General features: G+C 35.9%; 17 protein-coding genes and 3 pseudogenes. 19 read left to right on the forward strand and 1 reads right to left on the reverse strand.

The window, feature by feature from the left end; genetic code table 11:
- Positions 1–30 precede the first annotated feature (30 nt).
- The 19 genes and pseudogenes from LCF45_RS08385 to LCF45_RS08470 all read left to right on the forward strand — a co-directional run bounded on the left by LCF45_RS08385 (position 31) and on the right by LCF45_RS08470 (position 20,331).
- Entirely contained in the window at positions 31–939 is a 909-nt protein-coding gene (locus LCF45_RS08385) for a chemotaxis protein (RefSeq protein WP_002030950.1), read from the forward strand.
- Between the two features lie 491 nt (positions 940–1,430).
- A complete protein-coding gene (locus LCF45_RS08390; RefSeq protein WP_050000162.1) occupies positions 1,431–2,378 on the forward strand; it encodes a DNA-binding domain-containing protein in 948 nt (315 codons plus the stop codon).
- 176 nt (positions 2,379–2,554) lie between these two features.
- Positions 2,555–2,671 (forward strand): annotated as a pseudogene (locus tag LCF45_RS27125) (Ger(x)C family spore germination protein); the annotation flags it as partial.
- 448 nt (positions 2,672–3,119) lie between these two features.
- Positions 3,120–4,352: pseudogene (locus LCF45_RS08395) on the forward strand (N-acetylmuramoyl-L-alanine amidase).
- Between the two features lie 547 nt (positions 4,353–4,899).
- The gene (locus LCF45_RS08400; protein WP_088291318.1) at positions 4,900–7,635 is read left to right on the forward strand and encodes a sensor domain-containing protein; all 2,736 of its coding nucleotides are present in this window, start codon (positions 4,900–4,902) and stop codon (positions 7,633–7,635) included.
- 156 nt (positions 7,636–7,791) lie between these two features.
- Complete coding sequence (locus tag LCF45_RS08405; protein WP_002168733.1) at positions 7,792–8,568, forward strand: TerC family protein; 777 nt, start codon at positions 7,792–7,794, stop codon at positions 8,566–8,568.
- Positions 8,569–8,672: 104 nt separating this feature from the next.
- Positions 8,673–8,865 (forward strand): annotated as a pseudogene (locus LCF45_RS08410) (hypothetical protein).
- Positions 8,834–11,773 carry a formate dehydrogenase subunit alpha gene (gene fdhF, locus LCF45_RS08415; RefSeq protein WP_263894737.1) on the forward strand — a complete coding sequence of 980 codons (2,940 nt, stop codon included), beginning with the start codon at positions 8,834–8,836 and terminating at the stop codon, positions 11,771–11,773. The pseudogene LCF45_RS08410 and the gene fdhF overlap by 32 nt, the downstream one beginning before the upstream one ends.
- Before the next feature lie 15 nt (positions 11,774–11,788).
- Entirely contained in the window at positions 11,789–12,271 is a 483-nt protein-coding gene (locus tag LCF45_RS08420; protein ID WP_263894738.1) for a helical membrane plugin domain-containing protein, read from the forward strand.
- Between the two features lie 174 nt (positions 12,272–12,445).
- A complete protein-coding gene (locus LCF45_RS08425) occupies positions 12,446–12,790 on the forward strand; it encodes a Na-translocating system protein MpsC family protein (RefSeq protein WP_002012015.1) in 345 nt (114 codons plus the stop codon).
- 16 nt (positions 12,791–12,806) lie between these two features.
- Positions 12,807–13,604: a formate dehydrogenase accessory sulfurtransferase FdhD gene (gene fdhD / locus LCF45_RS08430; protein WP_002086466.1), complete on the forward strand. Its 798-nt coding sequence runs from the start codon at positions 12,807–12,809 to the stop codon at positions 13,602–13,604.
- Positions 13,605–13,624: 20 nt separating this feature from the next.
- Positions 13,625–14,641: a GTP 3',8-cyclase MoaA gene (gene moaA / locus LCF45_RS08435; RefSeq protein WP_078203035.1), complete on the forward strand. Its 1,017-nt coding sequence runs from the start codon at positions 13,625–13,627 to the stop codon at positions 14,639–14,641.
- A gap of 207 nt (positions 14,642–14,848) precedes the next feature.
- Positions 14,849–15,643 (forward strand): formate channel, encoded by a 795-nt coding sequence (locus tag LCF45_RS08440; protein WP_002126614.1) that lies wholly within the window; start codon positions 14,849–14,851, stop codon positions 15,641–15,643.
- A 42-nt stretch (positions 15,644–15,685) separates the two neighbouring features.
- On the forward strand, positions 15,686–16,702 hold the full coding sequence (locus LCF45_RS08445) for a molybdopterin-synthase adenylyltransferase MoeB (protein ID WP_078206715.1): 1,017 nt from the start codon (positions 15,686–15,688) through the stop codon (positions 16,700–16,702).
- Positions 16,703–16,721: 19 nt separating this feature from the next.
- A complete protein-coding gene (gene glp, locus LCF45_RS08450; RefSeq protein ID WP_139358494.1) occupies positions 16,722–18,035 on the forward strand; it encodes a molybdopterin molybdotransferase MoeA in 1,314 nt (437 codons plus the stop codon).
- Positions 18,016–18,480: a molybdenum cofactor biosynthesis protein MoaE gene (locus LCF45_RS08455; RefSeq protein WP_078203037.1), complete on the forward strand. Its 465-nt coding sequence runs from the start codon at positions 18,016–18,018 to the stop codon at positions 18,478–18,480. Before glp ends, LCF45_RS08455 begins: the two co-directional genes overlap by 20 nt.
- Positions 18,481–18,484: 4 nt before the next feature.
- Complete coding sequence (moaD, locus tag LCF45_RS08460; RefSeq protein ID WP_078203038.1) at positions 18,485–18,721, forward strand: molybdopterin converting factor subunit 1; 237 nt, start codon at positions 18,485–18,487, stop codon at positions 18,719–18,721.
- A gap of 48 nt (positions 18,722–18,769) precedes the next feature.
- On the forward strand, positions 18,770–19,258 hold the full coding sequence (gene moaC, locus LCF45_RS08465; RefSeq protein WP_002168722.1) for a cyclic pyranopterin monophosphate synthase MoaC: 489 nt from the start codon (positions 18,770–18,772) through the stop codon (positions 19,256–19,258).
- Positions 19,259–19,278: 20 nt separating this feature from the next.
- Positions 19,279–20,331, forward strand: coding sequence for a P-loop NTPase (locus tag LCF45_RS08470; protein ID WP_078203086.1), 1,053 nt, complete (start codon positions 19,279–19,281; stop codon positions 20,329–20,331).
- An 86-nt stretch (positions 20,332–20,417) separates the two neighbouring features.
- On the opposite strand, the gene LCF45_RS08475 is transcribed toward LCF45_RS08470, so the two are convergent.
- Positions 20,418–20,564 (reverse strand): hypothetical protein, encoded by a 147-nt coding sequence (locus tag LCF45_RS08475; RefSeq protein WP_233149517.1) that lies wholly within the window; start codon positions 20,562–20,564, stop codon positions 20,418–20,420.
- Positions 20,565–20,776: the final 212 nt, after the last annotated feature.

Genomic DNA, 20,776 nt, shown 5'->3' on the forward strand with positions numbered 1-20,776 from the left:
CGGAATTAATGGAAGGGGAGCGACACCTTTATGTCACAAGCACAAAGTATTTTATTAGAAAGCGGAACAAACGAATTAGAAATCGTAACGTACACTGTTGGTGAAAATTTATTTAGTATTAATGTAATGAAAGTGCGTGAAATTATTAATCCATTCCCTGTTACAACTGTGCCAGAATCTCATCATGCAGTTGAAGGTGTTGTTCAAGTACGTGGTGAAATTTTACCTGTTATTAACTTAGCAACGGCTCTTAATTTAAAATCTATAAAACCACTTGATCAAACGAAATTTATCATTTCAGAATTAAACCAAATGAAAGTTATTTTCCGTGTTGATGAAGTGCATCGTATTCAACGTATTTCATGGGAACAAATTGATGAACCAGCTTCATTATCTATGGGACTAGAAGAAACGACGTCTGGAATTGTAAAACTAGATGGGAAAATCATTTTACTATTAGATTATGAAAAAATTGTATGTGAAATTAGCGGTACTGGCTATGACAATAAATCACTTGCAGGATTAGAGCAAAAAACAGATCGAGCTGAAAAGGTGATTTATATTGCGGAAGATTCAGCGATGCTTCGCCAAATATTAGAAGAAACATTATCATCAGCTGGATATACGAAAATGAACTTCTTCAGTAATGGTGCTGAAGCGTTAGCACAAATTGAAAAACTAGCAAAAGAGCAAGGTGAAAAAATGTATGAACATATTCACCTGCTTATTACAGATATTGAAATGCCGAAAATGGATGGACACCATTTAACGAAAGTAATTAAAGATAGTGAAGTAATGAATCAATTACCAGTCATTATTTTCTCTTCATTAATTACGAATGAGTTGTTCCATAAAGGTGAGGCAGTTGGAGCGAATGCTCAAGTGAGTAAGCCTGATATTCAAGAGTTAATCGGGCTAGTTGATAAGTTAGTACTATAAAGCTTCTTTTAGTTGGAAGAGAGGAGCCAGCCATGTGTATAAAGACAGAAAGGTTGAGTGTTTCTGAGATATTTTTGTTTTTCTGTAGCCACCGTGGTAATAATGGTCATTCTTTCGGTTAATTAGTTAGCGTTGTGTAAAACCCTCACCTTTATAGTAAAGGTGAGGGTTTTTTTACATGATGTTCAATTATTTCATCTATAAGATTTCGTGGTGGCGCAAACTTTTTCGGTGAAAATATATTAGGAATACCATATAATATAATTAAGTAGAATTTTTCTGATATAATATTTTGCTTAGCTATTTTTTAATTTTTAATTTTTGTTAAAAATCATTTTTTATTTCGATACTTTTTATACCTTTTTGTATGTTAATTATTTGACAGACAATTTCGAAATGTTATAATATGGATATGTGGAAATTTCTATTTTCTTAAAAGACATGGGAGTCAGATGAGAATTGTGAAAGGATGAGGGGGAGTGACACATATTATGTATCACCACACAGCAATCAATGTATTAAGTCTTTTACAAAACATGTCAAATAATAAAACGAACGATATGAAATTAGAGGCGGAATTTAAAAAAATAGAGAAACAATTCCAAATCGGGTATGAAGAGCTAATCGATTTATATAATAGAATGGTATTATTTCAAATAGATATAGAAAAAAATGGCGGTATGCGAGAATATGAAAAATCAGCGATTACTTGGTTGAAGTCTGAACTAGAATTATTGTATGAAGTGTATCAATTTTGTCAACGTCATGGCTTAAACATCGCAAATATTTCAAAATATGTTAGTAAAAATGAATTGAATCTTTTTCGAAAAACGGAAAGTCAATTACAAAATACGTATTATAAATTAAAAAAACAAGAAATCCCGTTTGAAAATATTGAAAAACAAAAGCCGGGGCGAAAACGTAAATATGCACCTGTAAAAGAGACAATTGCTGAGAAAAAACAAGAAAGTAAGCAGGAAGTAATTGAAGACGTTCGAAATGAAGATGATGAAAAAAGCCTCGTAACAGTTATATCTGGCATCGTGGATAACTTTGAAACAATTAGTCAATGTAGTGACAAGAAAGAACACGAATTGCATCAGTTCATGGAGGGAATCTATAAGCTTTCCAGTATGGCAGCAGAGCGTTCAAAAGATGAAAAGAATGCACGTGGTCTTGAAGGTGAATTACATTCATTACGAGCTGAAAATGAAAGATTAAAACGAGAGAAGGAAGAACTAGTTCATGATATTAAAGAGATGACGCATCATTTAATTCATTTTATTACGAGCTCTGATATCGATCAAATTCGTACATTGCCTTACTTCGTAAAAGAATGCAAACAAGATCTACATAAGCTAGGGTTATATAACGCTCAAGACGGAAAAATGAAAATTATGGTTGACCGTAGTGGACAAGTTATGACCGTAACACAATAAAAAAATTGGGTACAAAATAAAAGGGAGATACATAGTGTATATGTATTTCCCTTTTGTTTTGTATGGAATCGTTTCGGACAGAGGAAAAGTTACAATTAATTTTAGTAAATCAAAAATTTGTACAAAAGGAAGGAGCTAGGTCTTACTTTGTAGTATTGTCACTGTGAAAGGACTTAATACATAATGATTTTAAAGATAAACCGACTCTTCCTCAATATTTAACTGATTTAATTGAGGTGAATAGGTTGTATAATCGTACAGTTGTTATTACATTTCATCAACAAACTTTTAATACGGAGAATTGAAGAGTAAAGTAGGATTCCAAAGCATAGCCAAAAAGGTGGCTGTTATAAGTTATTTGCCTACCAAGATAATTAATATTTGTTTAAAATATAAGATTACTATTTTATTATACCGAGTAATTATTCACATTATATAATAATTACTTACTACATTATTAACATGGTTATCTTACAAAAATGTAAGGTTTTTTTAATTGACACTCGTACATATGAGTAACTATACTGGTTACACAATGTTGGTGAATATATTTAATAGTTTCTATCTATAAGTGTATGTCTCAGGATTCTTTTCGGAATAATAGTTCGATTTTCATTTAATATCTTTAATATAGGGATAATGCGGATTTAATCTATTCTTTATTCTAGGTCGTATTATTTAAAGATTAACTATAAATGATATATTTACCAACTTGTAATAATTTTTTAGAGGTGCTAAATTTTGAAGAAAAAATTAATCGCTACAGGAATTCTTGCTGGAAGTCTACTATCCTACTCATCTAGTGCATTTGCAAATACTCATAAATTCCAAGATGTTCCTGAATGGGCTGACAAATCCGTTAATTATTTAGTTGATAAAAAAGTATTGAGTGGTTATCCAGATGGAACTTTTGGTTCAAGTGATACATTAGATAGGGCTTCTGCGGCAACAATTATGACAAAGGCCCTTGGTATACATATTGACTTAAATGCAAAACCATCTTTTACAGATTCACAAAACCACTGGGGAACGCCGTATATTGCCGCAGCTGAAAAAGCAGGAATAATTAAAGGTGAAGGAAACGGAATATTTAATCCTTCTGGAAAAGTTACTCGTGCTGCAATGGCAACAATGTTAGTAAATGCATATAAGCTACAAGATAGAACAAATAGTAATGGGCAAAGTAAATTTGATGATTTAAAAGGACATTGGGGTGAAAAATTTGCCAATATTTTAATTGATTTAAAGATTTCTGTTGGTACTGATAATGGTTGGCAACCAAATAAATTCATAACACGTGCAGAAGCCGCACAACTTACTGCCAAAACAGATACCCTTCAATACAGTCCGAAAAACCCTTTAGAAAGTAAAACAATCATTATTGATCCTGGACATGGTGGTGCAGATCCCGGAAAGTCCACAAAAGGATTGCCTGAAAGTAAAATCGTATTAGACACTTCCTTACGCCTACAACAATTGCTCGAAAAACATACACCATTTACAGTTTTACTAACTCGTGAATCTGATACTAGACCTGGACATGACCAAAAAAGCTCTTTACAGGAACGTGTTAAATTTGCTAAGCAAAATGAGGGGGATATCTTTATAAGCATTCATGCAAATGCTTTTAATGGTAATGCAAAAGGGACAGAAACATACTACTATAAATCTTCTGAATCCGAAAAAACAAATCCTCATGTGGAAGAAAGTCGTGTGTTAGCGGAAAAATTCAAACACGTTTAGTAGAGGCTCTTCAAACACGTGATAGAGGCGTTAAACACGGAGATCTTCATGTTATAAGAGAAAACGACATGCCAGCTGTGTTAACGGAACTGGCTTTTATAGATAATGGTATCGATTACAGTAAACTATCTACGGCAAACGGCAGACAGATTGCAGCAGAAGCCATTTATGAAGGGGTTTTAGATTATTATTGAATGGAAAGGAAATAATGTATCTGAATATAGATTGTAATAGGTAAAAGAAAGTTTAGTAATTCTAGGAATATGAAATTTATAAATTGCTAAAGTATAGTTTTGTTATTTGAAATGTGTTTTAGTTTTATAGTGTATACTAGCACCGACTTATTAAGGATTATAAATAAGTCGGTGTTTAAGTTAGCGTACTTAATGAATACTATAGAAGTTATGAAGAAAAAAAGATAAATAGATAGGGGCATACACCTACATTCATTATTTTTACGTGAAATTTTAATTTAAAAATAGTTAAGTTATATGATTCAGATGGGCAGTATACAATTAGTTCAAAGAAAACATTCTTTGAACTAATTAGCTATTAAATAAACTTGTTACATAAATAGTTCGTATAACAATAATTGATAGTGTTAAGGACATAGCTGTTCATATTTTTTTGTAATTCCTGTTATGGAATTGTTAAATATTTGCAGGTGTAATGTAAGGCTGCTTTATTTTGAAAGAAATCTTTTGAAATGGTCATAATATGAATAATAATTAGAAACAAATTTTAAAAAAATGATGAAAGACTTAAGAAGGTGAATATATTGCTTAAACATTCACATTTGCAATTTATCTTATTAACAATAGCTCTAATATTCTATATAAGCTTTTGTTTTATATTTTTATTTGTTTTTCCGAATCATTATTTTGTATCAGATTTTAATATCCGACTATCATCCTTAGTTGTTGAAACTACTGTATTTATCTCATTACTTTATTCTATATTATCCGGAAAAATTAAGTTAGGAGTATTCTGGGTTTGCATTACTATTGCAATAGGGTGTTTCTTGATCGGGAATTTTATATCCGCTTTTCAAGTACTTAATGTAGAATTACCAATACAAAATTTTAATATCTCTGATGTGTTTTTGTTGTTTTTCTTATTCTTCTTTCTCTTTGCATTCTTTTATAAAATCATTATGGAATGTAACAAGTGGGAAAAAGCGTATTTAATTTGTGATTTATGTATTGTTGTTACTGCTATTTTTACATTAGAGTGGTACCTGTTTAATAAACCTTCTGCAAATATCTTATTCTTATCAATTGGAGATGTTTTTCTCTCATTTATTTTTCCGATTATAGATTTATTACTTCTTTTATTAGGAGTTAGTCTAATCTTTCGACCAGCTATTTTTAATGCGAAAAGTAAATTATTTATTTTTATCCTCGTATTAACTGGATTGGCTATTACGGACTACTTGTATTTTTACTTACAAGATGATTTGTCAGATCGTTCACTTATATTATTAAGGTGTTTGTATAGAGTTTTCCTATTATTTATCGCTATTGCTGCTTCGATCTCAAAGAATGCATCTTCTAGAAGGAATTATTTCATTATCGATCCCACATTTGGGAAGAAACTTCTTGTTATATTTCCTTATCTTGCAGTTGCGGTATTAATTGGCTTTACTTTAAAAGAGCAAACTGCCTCGGCTACACTTATTACTGGGAATTGTATTGCATTTGTATTTGTGCTGATTCGTCATACTATCGTACGAATGCAAAACAGAGATTTAACCGAAATGTTAAAAGTGTTTAATAATCAATTAGAACAAAAAGTATCTCAAAGAACAGAAGATTTAATAAACAAATCCAATGACTTGGTCAAAAATCAAGAGAGATTTAAGTCATTATATGAGTATCATCCAGATCCTATTTTAACGATTAATTCAAATGGTACTGTGTTAAATATAAACCAGGCTGGAAGTATGTTATTAGGAAAAAACAGTGATGAATTAATAGGTAAAGAGTGCTTCTCGATTTTTTTAGACGAAGATAGATCTGAATTGGAAGCAGCTCTACAGGAAGGGAAACGATGCAGTTCGGCTTCGTTACAATTACGTGTGAAAAATAATAATGAGAAGGACATTCATTTTTGGTACGTCACCATTGTTCCTATTATGATAGAAGGACAAACTTTTGGAAGTTATGTAATGGTAAAAGACATTACGAAAATGAAGAAACAACAAGATGAGATAAACTATCTAGCATTCCATGATACAGTGACGGAGATTGGAAATCGAATATTCTTCCAAAAAGAATTAGAAAAATCCATTGAGCGTGCACGAAAAACGCAGGGTGAATTTGGACTCTTGTATATAGATTTAAATCGTTTTAAGACCATTAACGATACACTGGGACATTCAATTGGTGACAGTGTTTTAAAAGAAGTTGCTAAACGTTTTAGGACATGTCTGTCACCGGCTATTCCTCTAGCGAGAATAGGGGGAGATGAGTTTGCAATCATAGTCCATAACCATACAGAGCAACAGCTATTGGATTTGTGTGAAACTCTATTTCGTATAACTGAAGAAGCATTTGTAGTAAATCAGCATAGCTTTTACTTATCTCTTAGTATAGGAATAGCAGTGTATCCGTTTGGAGGAATAAATACTACTACACTTTTACAACATGCTGATATTGCTATGTATAGTGCAAAGGAAAAAGGTAATAATGCTGTTTGCATGTATGACGAGACATTATCAAAAAAAATAACAAGACGATTACGATTAGAACAGGATTTACCGAAGGCATTAGAAAATAATGAGTTGTTTTTATTATATCAACCACAAGTTGACAGTAAGACTGGTATGGTTATTGGTGCAGAGGCTTTAATTCGTTGGCAACATCCAGAACTGGGACTTATTTCTCCTTTTGAATTTATACCTATCGCGGAAGAAACGTCGCAAATTATTCCAATTGGGAAATGGACGTTACAGGAAGCGTGTCGACAACTGAAAAAGTGGCATTCTGCAGGCTATGTAAATCTAAAAATGGGGATAAATTTATCTGCTATAGAGTTTGAACAGAAAGATTTTGTTCAAGCAATCATATCTACTATAGAAGAAGTAGGGGTACCTGCTAGTTCGATTGATTTAGAATTAACAGAGAGAATAGCAATGGTAGATGAAAAAGAAACCTTATCGAAGTTAAAAGCATTAAAATCATATGGTGTACATTTATCAATTGACGATTTTGGTACAGGGTATTCTTCATTAGCATATCTCCCTTTGTATCCAATTGATACCTTGAAAATTCCAAGAGAATTTGTTAATAGGATCGGAAATTCTACTGATGGAAATGAAATTATTCATACCATTATTTCACTAGCGCATACTTTAAACATGAAAGTGATCGCAGAAGGGGTAGAAACGAAGGAACAATTAACAGTGTTACAACGTAATGCATGTTATCTAATTCAGGGCTATTACTACAGTAAACCTGTAAGTGAAGATGAATTCATCAAGTTTTTAAGCACAATGTCGCGTCACCTTTTCTAAGAAAACCACAATCTAGATTTGTTTTTTGTTGAAATTATAACAAATAGAGGACAGCAAAGTAACTGTCAAAATGTTTTAGCATTTAATTTGGCTTAATAGGAAATTCTAATGAGCAAAGACCTTATCTGATTTTAGTTTTAGAAAGGAGAGAAGCGGATGGATTCAATATGGCTAGAGTATGCTTGGGCATTGTTAATTTTAATCGGATTAGAAGGATTGTTATCGGCTGACAATGCCCTTGTACTAGCAGTTATAGCCAAGCATTTACCCGAAGAAGAGAAAAAAAGAGCTATAAATTACGGAATTATTATGGCCTTTGTTTTTCGATTCGCAGCCCTTTTTGCTATATCATTTATTGCAAATGTTTGGCAAATACAGGCGATAGGAGCAGCGTATCTTCTTTACTTAGGATTAAAGCATGTCATTCAGGCGCAATTCGGAAAAAATAATCAAAATATTAACAAGGAAGATGAAAAGGAAGCAGCAGGAAAAAGCTACTGGTTCACAGTAGGAAAGATTGCATTAGCTGACCTTGCCTTTGCGATTGATTCAATATTAGCCGCAGTTGCTCTTGCTCTGGGGCTTCCGGATTCTCCGCTTGACGATTTCGGAGGTATGGATGGAGGACAGTTCATTGTTGTACTTCTTGGAGGGATAGCTGGACTTATTTTAATTAAATTTGCGGCAACTTGGTTTGTACAATTACTGGAGAAACGTCCAGCACTAGAAACAACAGCATATGCAATTGTTGCCTGGGTCGGCGTCAAACTTGCTGTAATTACACTTGCCCATGAGGATATAGGTATTTTAGATCATGATTTTCCACACAGTACAACTTGGACTTTAATCTTCTACGGAGTATTAGTTGCCATCGCACTAATTGGTTGGTTTGCACCGGGAAGTAAGTCATCTCAGAATAATCCTAAAATGTAATACAAAGGTCAGAGCATTATGTGCTTTGTCCTTTGTAATGATAATTATATTGTGTATTTTTCGATTTAACGCTATAATTACAGTGTTAAAGATGGAATCGTGATATGACCTGTTATGAATCTATCATTTTATTTATGAATAAATGGATTGGTATTTTAGCAAGATGTGCTAATAAACTACTCCACCATGATGATAACGTGCCAAAAATGTGGTGCGTATATTTTCGTGGTGGAGTTTTTTTTATTCTCAAAAAGGGGGAGTAACCATGAACGACAGCATGGTTCATATTACAATTAACGGCAAAGAGTATAATGCTGAGCCTGGTTCAACTATACTGGGCATTATTAATGAGAACGGAATTGAACATCCACAAATTTGTTACGTGCCGGAAGTGGATCCTATTCAAACGTGTGATACTTGTATTGTAGAAGTTAACGGAAAGCTTGTGCGATCCTGTTCTACTGTAGTGACGAGCGGTATGAATATTGAGCTGTCCTCTACTAGTGCAAAGGCAGCACAACATGAGGCGATGGACCGTTTACTAGAAAATCATTTACTTTACTGTACGGTTTGTGACAACAATAACGGGAATTGTAAACTGCATAATACGGCAGAATTAATGGAAATTGAGCATCAAAAATATCCTTATGAGCCAAAAGTTGATGCAAGCGAAGTTGATATGTCTCATCCATTTTATCGCTATGATCCGAATCAATGTATCGCGTGCGGTCAATGTGTAGAGGTGTGTCAAAACTTACAAGTTAATGAAACGTTATCTATTGATTGGGAGGCAGAGCGCCCACGTGTTATTTGGGATGAAGGAGTAGATATTAACGATTCTTCATGTGTAAGCTGCGGTCAATGTGTAACGATTTGTCCTTGTAATGCATTAATGGAGAAATCGATGCTCGGTGAAGCTGGATTTATGACTGGGCTGAAGCCGGATATTCTTGAACCTATGGTCGATCTTATTAAAGAGGTTGAACCTGGATATAGCGGTATTTTCGCTGTGTCAGAAGTAGAAGCTGCGATGCGTGACACTCGTACGAAGAAGACGAAAACAGTATGTACGTTTTGTGGTGTAGGTTGTTCATTTGAAGTATGGACGAAAGGGCGCAAAATTTTAAAGGTGCAACCAACTTCTGAGGCACCAGTTAATGCAATTTCTACTTGTGTAAAAGGAAAATTCGGTTGGGATTTCGTTAATTCTGAAAAACGACTTACGAAACCTTTAATTCGTAAAAATGGAGTGTTCGTTGAATCGACTTGGGAAGAAGCGCTTCATGTAGTGGCGAATAAATTGGGCTCTATTAAAGAAGAGTACGGTAAAGGTTCTATCGGCTTTATTTCTTCTTCTAAAATTACGAATGAAGATAATTATGTTATTCAAAAATTAGCGCGTCAAGTGTTCGAAACGAATAACATTGATAACTGCTCACGTTATTGTCAATCACCAGCGACAGATGGATTGTTCCGTACAATTGGTATGGGCGGAGATGCAGGGACGATTAAAGATATCGCACAATCGGGTCTTGTTATTATCGTCGGTTGTAATCCAACAGAAGGTCACCCAGTATTAGCAACTCGTGTGAAACGTGCGCATAAACTTCACGGTCAAAAACTAATTGTTGCAGATCTTCGTAAAACTGAAATGGCAGAGCGTTCGGATATCTTTATTAGTCCAAAGCAAGGAACAGACCAAGTATGGTTAATGGCTGTTACGAAATATATGATTGATCAAGGTTGGCACGATCAGCAGTTCATCGATGAGAATGTAAACTTCTTTGATGATTTCAAAGATAGTCTCGCGGAATATACGCTTGAATATGCAGAAGAGATTACAGGCATTTCAAAAGAAACGCTCGTTAAAATGGCAGAAATGATTCGTGATGCAGATGGAACGTGTATTCTTTGGGGAATGGGCGTAACACAAAATACTGGTGGTTCAGATACTTCCGCTGCGATTTCAAACTTACTTCTTGCAACAGGAAACTATCGCCGTCCAGGTGCTGGTGCATACCCGCTTCGAGGTCATAATAACGTACAAGGTGCTTGTGATATGGGAACACTTCCAGGCTGGCTTCCAGGATATCAGCACGTTACTGATGATGTAGAGCGTGCGAAATTTGAAATAGCTTACGGAGTAAAAATTGATAACAAACCAGGTCTTAATAACATTGAAATGCTTCACGCAATTGATGAAGGGAAAATGAAAGCTATGTATCTTGTTGGAGAAGATATGGCTCTTGTAGACTCGAACGCAAATCACGTACATGAAGTGTTATCAAGCCTTGAATTTTTTGTCGTTCAAGATGTGTTCCTTTCTAAAACAGCTCAATACGCTGATGTAGTATTACCAGCAGCGCCATCTCTTGAAAAAGAAGGTACTTTTACAAATACAGAGCGTCGTGTACAAAGATTATATCAAGTGCTTCCAACGCTAGGAGATGCGAAACCAGACTGGTGGATCGTGCAGGCAATTGCTAATAAATTAGGTGCAAACTGGAGCTATAATCACCCAAGTGAAATCTTTGCGGAAATGGCAAGCTTATCACCACTATTTGCACACGCAAACTATGAAGTGCTTGAAGGGTGGAACAGTTTCCACTGGGGAAGTTTTGATGGTACGAATACGCCGCTTCTATTCAAAGATGGATTTAACTTCCCGGACAAAAAGGCTCGTTTTGCGATAGCTGATTGGGTACGTCCTGCTGAATTCCCAGCAGAATACGATCTTCACATTAATAACGGCCGTATGCTTGAACATTTCCATGAAGGGAACATGACAAATAAATCAACTGGTATTCAATCGAAAGTACCAGGTGTTTTCGTCGAAGTTTCTCCAGAGCTTGCAAGGGAACGTGGAGTGAAAACTGGTTCGTTAGTACGCCTTGTTTCTCCATTCGGAGCACTTAAATTACGTGTACTTGTAACGGATCGTGTAAAAGCGAATGAACTGTATTTACCGATGAATTCGACTGATAAAGAATCGGCAATTAATTTCTTAACAGGTCCTGCCGTTGACTTGCGTACAAACACGCCGGCATATAAGCAAACGAAAGTACGTATGGAAGTGTTAGAAGTTGATGGCGAAAATCCGATGCCAAAAACGAACCCACGTAATAAAAAGCGTCATCCTCAAAACGGAATTGAGGTAAATCGTAAGTGGGCTCGTCCAGGATACGTACATTTAACGGATAACTAAGGGGGAGAAAAGAATATGGCAGCACCTATTCAAGCGATCCAGAAGCAGGAGCTAACTGAGGAAGAACTTAAACAACAAAAACTCGAAGCTTTAAAAGAACTGCTAGCTAATAATGAAGAAGCTTTAAATCAAATGTTTAATATTGTAGGTGAACTGAATGACATTGGGATGCTAGAAGCTGCAAATTCTATGCTGAAAGCGAGAGAACCAATCGCAAAAATCGTTCTAGGCCAGGTCACTCGTGAACCAGTTACAAATTTAATTAATAATATGATGGGCGCTGCAGGAGCTTTAACAGAACTTGATCCGGAACTTACGAAAAAGCTTATAGGTAGTTTATTAGTAGGGCTAGAAGAAGGAAATGAACATCTAGAAAGCAATAAAAAAGTGGGGATATTCGATCTTATGAAAGTATTGAAAGATCCAGACATTAACCGTGCTATCGGATTTGGTCTTCATTTCTTAAAAGGTATGGGTAAAGGGTTAAAAGAAGAATAGATAAGCAACAATAATAGTATTTCATATGTTGCTTGCGTACTTGAGATAATTGTACAAGATGATCCATTTCGTCTCATTATTAAATAGTTTAGACGAAATGATCATTTTGTTAAAATAGTTGTGATGGAATAATATTTGAGAAGATGGTATGGAATAACTGGGAGGAATGAGCGTATGTCAAAAATGGTACATGAATTTAATGATATGATCCGAAAGCTTCGAAAAGAGTTGTTTGGGAAAGGGCCGGAAAGAATTCATACTGTATTTACCGAGAACATGGCTATTGCAACACTTTATGGGAATTTAACACCTACTGAGAAATTTATTTCGGGAACTACGGATGGGGCGGAAATGGTTCATATGGCTCGAACGAAAATGATTCAAGAAGTGTATGTGGCTAATCCTCATGAACATTTAGAAGAACTTGTTGGTGCGAAGTTAGTTCATCTTTTTTCTGATATGAAAGTAGATGAAGATATTGCAGTTTCCGTGTTTGTTTTTGATAAAAATATAACGTGAGAGAAGGATGCTCATCGTGAAATCGATTCAGGTGGAACGGAAAATTTTTAAATATGAGCAAGGGGAATTTAAACATATAGAGGACAGCATTGTAACAGAGTTTCCTGTTACGGTTAAAATTAACGGCCAGGAATTTGTTACAATGGTTAGTACTCCAGAGTATATTGAAGATATGGTAATTGGCTTTTTAGCCTCTGAAGGCATTATCCGAAAGTATGAAGATATTGATGAAATATGGATGCAAGAAAAAGAAGGCTATGTACATGTAAAAACGACGAAAATCAATCCTTATTATCGTGACATACAAAACAAACGTTATATTACTTCGTGCTGTGGAATGAGTAGGCAAGGGTTTGTTTTTGCGAACGATGCGCTGACTGCGAAAGAAATGAATGATATTCGCGTAAAGATCTCTGCCGAGGATTGTTTTCGGTTAATGAATGATATGCAGCAATCTGCGTCTACGTTTCAACATACAGGCGGCGTTCATAATGCAGCTTTATGTAATGTGAGTGGAATTGTTTTAAGCCGCATGGATATAGGAAGACATAACGCTTTAGACAAAATTTACGGCTATTGTTTAAAAAATAACATTTCGATTGGTGATAAAATTATTGTTTTTAGTGGACGTATCTCTTCTGAAATTCTATTAAAAGTTGCGAAAATTGGCTGTGAAGTAATATTGTCAAAATCAGCTCCAACTGAGTTAGCATTAGAACTAGCGGAGCAGTTAGGGATTACTACAATAGGCTTCATTCGTAATAAATCTTTAAATGTATATACGCATCCAGAGCGGATTATAAATATAAAATAAGTAGAAACGAGGCAATAATCATGAAATCTGTTACATTAGACAAATTAGATCGTCCTTTAAAGGATTTACGTATTTCTGTTACTGATCGCTGTAATTTTCGCTGTCGATATTGTATGCCAGAAGAAATATTTGGTCGTGATTATTCTTTTTTGTCTAATGATAAAATTTTATCTTTTGATGAAATTGAAAGGATTACACGTATTTTCGTTTCTTTAGGTGTAAGAAAGTTACGTATTACCGGAGGAGAGCCTTTACTTCGAAAAGACTTACCTGAACTCATACAGCGGTTAAACGAAATTGATGGAGTAGAGGATATTGGTTTAACGACAAATGGATCATTACTTAAAAAGTTTGCTCCAGATTTATATAAGGCGGGTTTATCTCGTGTAACAGTTAGTTTAGACTCGTTAAATGAAGAACGATTCTCTTATTTAAATGGGAATAGAAGTAAAGTAAAAACGGTTCTTGCGGGAATACAGGCTGCAGCGGAAGCCGGAATGAAAATTAAAATGAACATGGTTGTCCAAAAAGGGAAAAATGAAGAAGACATCGTTCAGATGGCAGAGTACTTTAAAGAGAATAAGCATATCCTTCGTTTCATTGAATATATGGATGTCGGAAATTTTAACGGCTGGGAATTAGGTGAAGTAGTTTCTAAGCAGGAAATAGTAGAGATGATTCATAAAGTTATGCCGCTTGAACGTATTGAGGCGAACTATCCTGGTGAAGTTGCAACACGTTATCGTTATGTTGGTAGCGAAGAAGAAATAGGAATTATTTCATCTGTAACGGATTCGTTCTGTTCATCATGTACAAGAGCACGTATTTCCGCAGAAGGGAAATTGTATACTTGTTTGTTTGCTTCTAAAGGAAACGATCTTAAAGAATTACTTCGTACTGGATATACGGATGAGGAGATTACTAATGTTATTCGTGACATTTGGAATAATCGTTCAGACCGTTATTCAGATGAACGGTTAAGCGATACGAATAAAAAAATAATGCCGAAAATTGAAATGTCTCATATCGGTGGCTGAGAAACTACTATGAATATGGATTCTCTTTGTTAACGTAAATAGTGGGAAATGTGCAAGTTTTGTACACTTTCTATGAGTATAGTAAAAATGATGATTGATATTTCTGTAAGAGATATGCAGAGAGATTAAGCAGCATTCAAAAATCCTTACGATGGTAAGGGTTTTTGGTGCTGCTTTTTTTAGATGAGAAAAATGGAGGAATTGGTTATGGCATTTCATAAACCGGAACAAATTGCTGCGCTTGTGATTGAATCCGGTGTTCAAAAGGTAAGGCAACCGCTATCAGCTATGCTTATCCTTGGTTTTTTAGGAGGAGCATTCATTTCGATAGGATTTTTACTTAATATTCGTGTTCTCGGTAATGTACCGGAGCAATGGGGAAGTTTAGTCAATTTTATAGGAGGAGCGGTTTTTCCTATCGGACTGATGCTAGTTGTGTTAACAGGAGGAGAATTAATTACGGGAAATATGATGTCAATGTCTATGGCACTTTATGCACGGAAAATTTCATTGAAACATGTGTTACACAATTGGGCCTGGATTACTTTAACTAACTTTGTAGGTGCACTTTTCGTAGCGTATTGTTTCGGTCATCTTGGCGGGTTAACTGAGGGAGCGTATTTAAATAAAACGATAGCGATAGCTCAAGATAAGTTACATGAATCTTTTGGGAGAACGTTAATTTTAGCAATTGGCTGTAACTGGCTCGTTTGCCTTGCGATTTGGTTAGCATACGGAACGAACGATTTAATTGGGAAGATTGTTGGAATTTGGATTCCGATTATGGCATTTGTCGTAATTGGATTTCAACAAGTAGTAGCAAATATGTTTGTCATTTCAGCCGTGATTTTTGCGGGTCACCTTACGTGGATGGATCTTGCGAAAAACTTTGTGCCTGTCTTTATCGGAAATGTAATTGGCGGAGCGGGATTTGTTGGATTCGCTTATTTTTCTTGTTATCAGAAACAAAGTGCTATCGAAGAAGATGTATTGAAAAAATAACAGTATATGAAGCTGATTTTTACATGAAAGGAAGGTTACCTCATGATAGAGCGGTATTCACGACAACAGTTGTTCACTCCTATTGGAAAAGAAGGGCAAGAGAAGATTAGAAATAAGCATGTATTAATAATAGGGGCAGGTGCGTTAGGAAGTGCAAGTGCAGAGGCGTTTGTACGTGCAGGTATCGGGAAATTAACGATTATTGATCGCGATTACGTAGAATGGAGCAATTTACAGCGGCAACAACTTTACGCTGAACAAGATGCGATAGAAAAATTGCCAAAAGCAATTGCAGCGCAGAATCGTCTCAAACAAATTAATTCAGACGTGCAAATTCAAGCTCTTGTAATGGATGCAAGAGTAGATAATATGGAAGCTTTACTAGGTGGTGTCGATGTCATTATTGATGCAACAGATAATTTCGATATTCGGTTCGTGATTAATGATACATCACAAAAATACAATATCCCTTGGATTTACGGTTCTTGTGTCGGAAGTTATGGCATGAGCTATACAATTATTCCGAAGAAAACACCGTGCTTACATTGCGTGTTGAAAAGTGTTCCTGTTACAGGGGCGACATGTGACACAGTTGGAATTATTAGTCCAGCTGTTCAAATCGTCGCAGCGTACCAAGTGGCAGAAGCATTCAAAATTTTAGTAGAAGACTATGAAGCAGTTCGGAAAACTTTTTTAATGTTTGATATATGGAGTAATCAACATCATTCTCTCAAACTAGGAAAAATCAAAACGGAAGACTGTCCTTCGTGCGGAACAAATAGAACTTATCCTTATTTATCATACGAAAATCAAACGAAGACAGCTGTGTTATGCGGAAGAAATACAGTTCAAATTAGACCGGCGCATAATAGTCATTACGACTTTGACGAGTTAGAAAAAGTATTGAAAAACCACGGGAAAGTTGATCGGAATCCATATTTGCTCTCTTGCCAATTAGAAGAGTATCGCATCGTCATTTTTCAAGATGGGCGTGTATTTATTCACGGAACGAATGAAATTCAAAAAGCAAAACAACTTTACTATCGGTTATTAGGGTAATAGAAAGGGATTGGTAATGATGGAAAGAAGAGTGCCAATTACAGTTGAAGAGGCTGTTCGTAAAGTGATGGAATTTGCTAATTATGGTGTAAAAGAACTAGTACCACTGGAATTAGCATACGGACGGACGTTAGCAGACGATTTAGTAGCTGATCACGATGTTCCTTCCTTCGATCGCTCGCCATATGATGGATTTGCTATTAGGGCAGAAGATACGTCGCGGGCAAGTCGTGAGAATCCAATTGTATTTGAAGTCATCGGTGAAATTGGAGCAGGTTCTGTATTCCATAAAGAAGTAGAAGCGTTTCAAGCAGTTCGAATTATGACAGGCGCACAAATTCCGAAAGGATGTAACGCGGTCGTCATGCTAGAACTCACTCGTCATCGTCAATATGAAAATATCGGAAAAAGCTATATGGAAGTGAGGCGCTCATTTAAAGAAGGGGACAATATATCCTTTCAAGGTGAAGATGCACGTAAAGGAACCGTTCTCGCAAAAAGAGGTTGTTACATTAATCCAGGTATTTCTGCTCTTCTTGCTACATTCGGTTATAGCGAAGTGCCAGTAGCGAAAAAGCCCATAATTGGACTATTAGCGACTGGGAGTGAACTTCTCGATGTAAATGAAGAACTACAACCTGGGAAAATCCGAAATAGTAATACGTATATGATATCGTCTCAAATTCGAAGAGCAGGTGGAAGAGTAAAATACTTCGGGAAGTTTAGCGACGATTTGAATACGTGCTACGAAGCAGTGAAAAAAGCGTTAAGCGAAGTGGATATGTTAATTACAACTGGTGGTGTTTCGGTAGGCGACTATGACTATTTGCCAGCTATATACGAAAAATTAGGCGCATCAGTTCTTTTTAATAAAGTAGCCATGCGGCCGGGTAGCGTCACGACTGTAGCGCAATTAAACGGAAAAATATTATTTGGATTATCAGGTAATCCATCTGCTTGTTACGTAGGCTTTGAATTATTCGTAAAACCTAGCATTCGTGCGTATATGTTTAGCGAAAAACCACATGTAAAACGAGAAAAAGCAATGCTCGGAGAAGACTTTCTAAAACCTAATCCATTTACAAGATTTGTACGAGGTAAGCTGAAGTATAACGAAGGACAACTAATCGCTTATCCATCAGGATTTGATAAATCTAGTTCCGTTTCTTCATTAGCAGAATCAAACATTTTTATCGTCCTACAGGGCGGAACGAGAGGATATAAGAAAGGGATGTTTGTAGACATTCTTTTATTAGAAGATAACGAAGGTAGTGAATGGCCTTGGACATTCCGTAAAGTGGGGAGAGGTTTTGATGGGACAAGCACTATTTGAAATTGTCGATAATCGGATTGTAGTTGAAGAAGTAACGAATAAAGTAGCAAGACGAGAAGCAGGAGCAATTACAACTTTTATTGGAACGGTAAGAGAATTAACGAAAGGAAAACGAACGTTACATCTTGAGTATGAAGCATATAAACCGATGGCAGTAAAAAAGCTTACTGCAATTGGAGAAGAAATTAAGAAAAAGTGGCCCGATGCCAAAATAGCAATCACACACCGAGTAGGACGATTAGAAATAATGGATGTCGCTGTTGTCATTGCAGTATCGTCACCACATCGTAAAGTAGCGTACGAAGCGAATGAATACGCAATTGAACGTATAAAGAGAATCGTCCCAATTTGGAAAAAAGAATTTTGGGAAGATGGAACGGAGTGGATTGGAGATCAACTCGAAAATACTTCGTATCCAGAGGGAAAACCAAAGAAAGAAGAATGAGAGAATGATTACAATTTTACTGTTCGCAAATTTACGAGAAGAAGTCGGTTCAGAGAGATTAGTAATAATAGAAAAACGAGAGATGAATGTTTATCAATTGAAAAAATGCCTGAAAGATAACTATCAATTACAGACGCTAGATAAAGTTATGGCAGCAATTAATGAAGAATTTGTAACGGAAGAAGATATTGTAAGAGCTGGAGATACTGTCGCGTTTATCCCACCTGTAAGTGGAGGTTAATTCTTTCTATTAGAATATTAATTTTTTCATATGTTAAGGAGGATCATTATGAGTGAGTTTTCGCATTGGAACGAAGAGGGAAGAGCTGAAATGGTTGATATTTCTCAAAAAGATATTTCAACACGCACAGCTATTGCACAAAGTACAATTTCTTTATCAAATGAACTATTTGAAGCAATCCAAAGTGGGGGATTGAAAAAAGGTGACCCGCTTCAAGTCGCACAAGTGGCTGGCATAATCGGTGCTAAAAAAACAGCGGATATAATCCCTATGTGTCACCCGATATTAATCCAAGGAACTGATTTTACGTTTCATTATGAAAAGAAAACCGATGGCTATGAGTTGACCATACGAGCGACAGTAACATGCAGTGGTAAAACAGGGGTAGAAATGGAAGCATTAACTGCCGTATCAATCGCCGCTCTTACTTTTTACGATATGTGTAAAGCTGTTGATAAAACGATGGTTATGAAAGAAACGTATTTAGTGCAAAAAACGGGTGGGAAAAGCGGAGACTTTTTCCATCAGGTGAAATGACTATAATGGAAGGAATGTGTATGATGATTACTCACGAACAAATTATGAATGCTTTAAGCCATGTAGAAGATCCGGAGTTGCACAAGAGTATTGTGGAATTAAATATGGTCAGAAATATAAAGATAGATGGTACAGAGGTTGGGCTAGAAGTAGTTTTAACGATACAAGGTTGTCCGCTAAAGGCGAAAATTCAACAAGATATTGAAGACTCTCTTCGAAATATTGGTGCATCGAAAGTGTCTTTAACATTTGGTTCAATGACACCGGAAGAACGAGCGGCATTAACAGCGTCTTTAAAGAAAGAAGCTAGAACAGAAACTGGAATGCCTAGTATGCTTCGACCTGATTCAGGAGTACGTTTTATTACTGTAACGAGCGGAAAAGGAGGAGTTGGTAAATCAACTGTGACGATTAACCTTGCTACTGCTTTAGCGCGTATGGGTAAAAAGGTTGGGATTTTAGATGCAGATATATACGGGTTCAGTATCCCGGCAATGATGGAAACGAATGAAAAGCCAACGATGATCGATCAAACCGCACTTCCAGTCGTTAGTCACGGTGTTAAAATTATGTCGATGGGATTCTTCACAGAAGGGAATAACCCAGTAATGTGGCGAGGACCAATGTTAAACAAATGGATTCAAAACTTCCTTGCGAACACACACTGGGGAAAACTAGACTATCTTCTTCTAGATTTACCACCAGGAACAGGAGACGTTGCGATAGATGTCGCTGCCATGATTCCACAAGCGAAGGAAATTATCGTTACAACGCCTCATAACGTAGCATCATTTGTCGCATCTAGAGTAGGAGTGATGGCAAAAAATACGAAACACGATATTTTAGGTATCGTTGAAAACATGGCATATTACGAAGAAAAAGATGGGTCAAGAAACTACCTCTTCGGAAAAGGTGGCGGCGAAATGTTAGCAGAACAACTGCAAACAGAAGTAATCGCTCAAATCCCGTTTGCGAAGCGTGAAGAGAATGGCGGTTCATGTGTATATGATGAAGATTCACTTGTTGGGGAGATTTTTGCGTCATTAGCGGAGGATCTAATTTATAACGGATAGGTTGATATTAAAAGTGGGATACATAGCATATATGTATCTCCTTTTTATTTTTTATGGAGTTATTTCAATAGTTTTAAAGGTTATATTTACGATTGTAGTAACTTAGAAACTATTTGTGGAATTTTATTAGCCTGTGGAACTGTATTAAGTACAACTAAATGCTCCATCGCAACATATATCCCATATAACGACTGCCTAGCATTCATACTTAAAATATTCGTGCCGATACACATAATAGACATTCCTTATAGATTTATATAGTCGGTGTTCTAGAGCTAATAAACGGCTATGAAGAGAAAAAAGGCTTATGCTCATTTCCTGTTTGTATTTTAACATGGGAGGGGATAGAAATAGGCACTGCCCGCTTCTACGCACCGCGGATGCTCTCTTTCACCTGAAAAAAGAAAGGTTTTACAAATAATTCATTTATATAGAAAAAACAAAC

This window comes from Bacillus sp. 41-22 (assembly GCF_025809295.1).
Classification (GTDB): domain Bacteria; phylum Bacillota; class Bacilli; order Bacillales; family Bacillaceae_G; genus Bacillus_A; species Bacillus_A mycoides.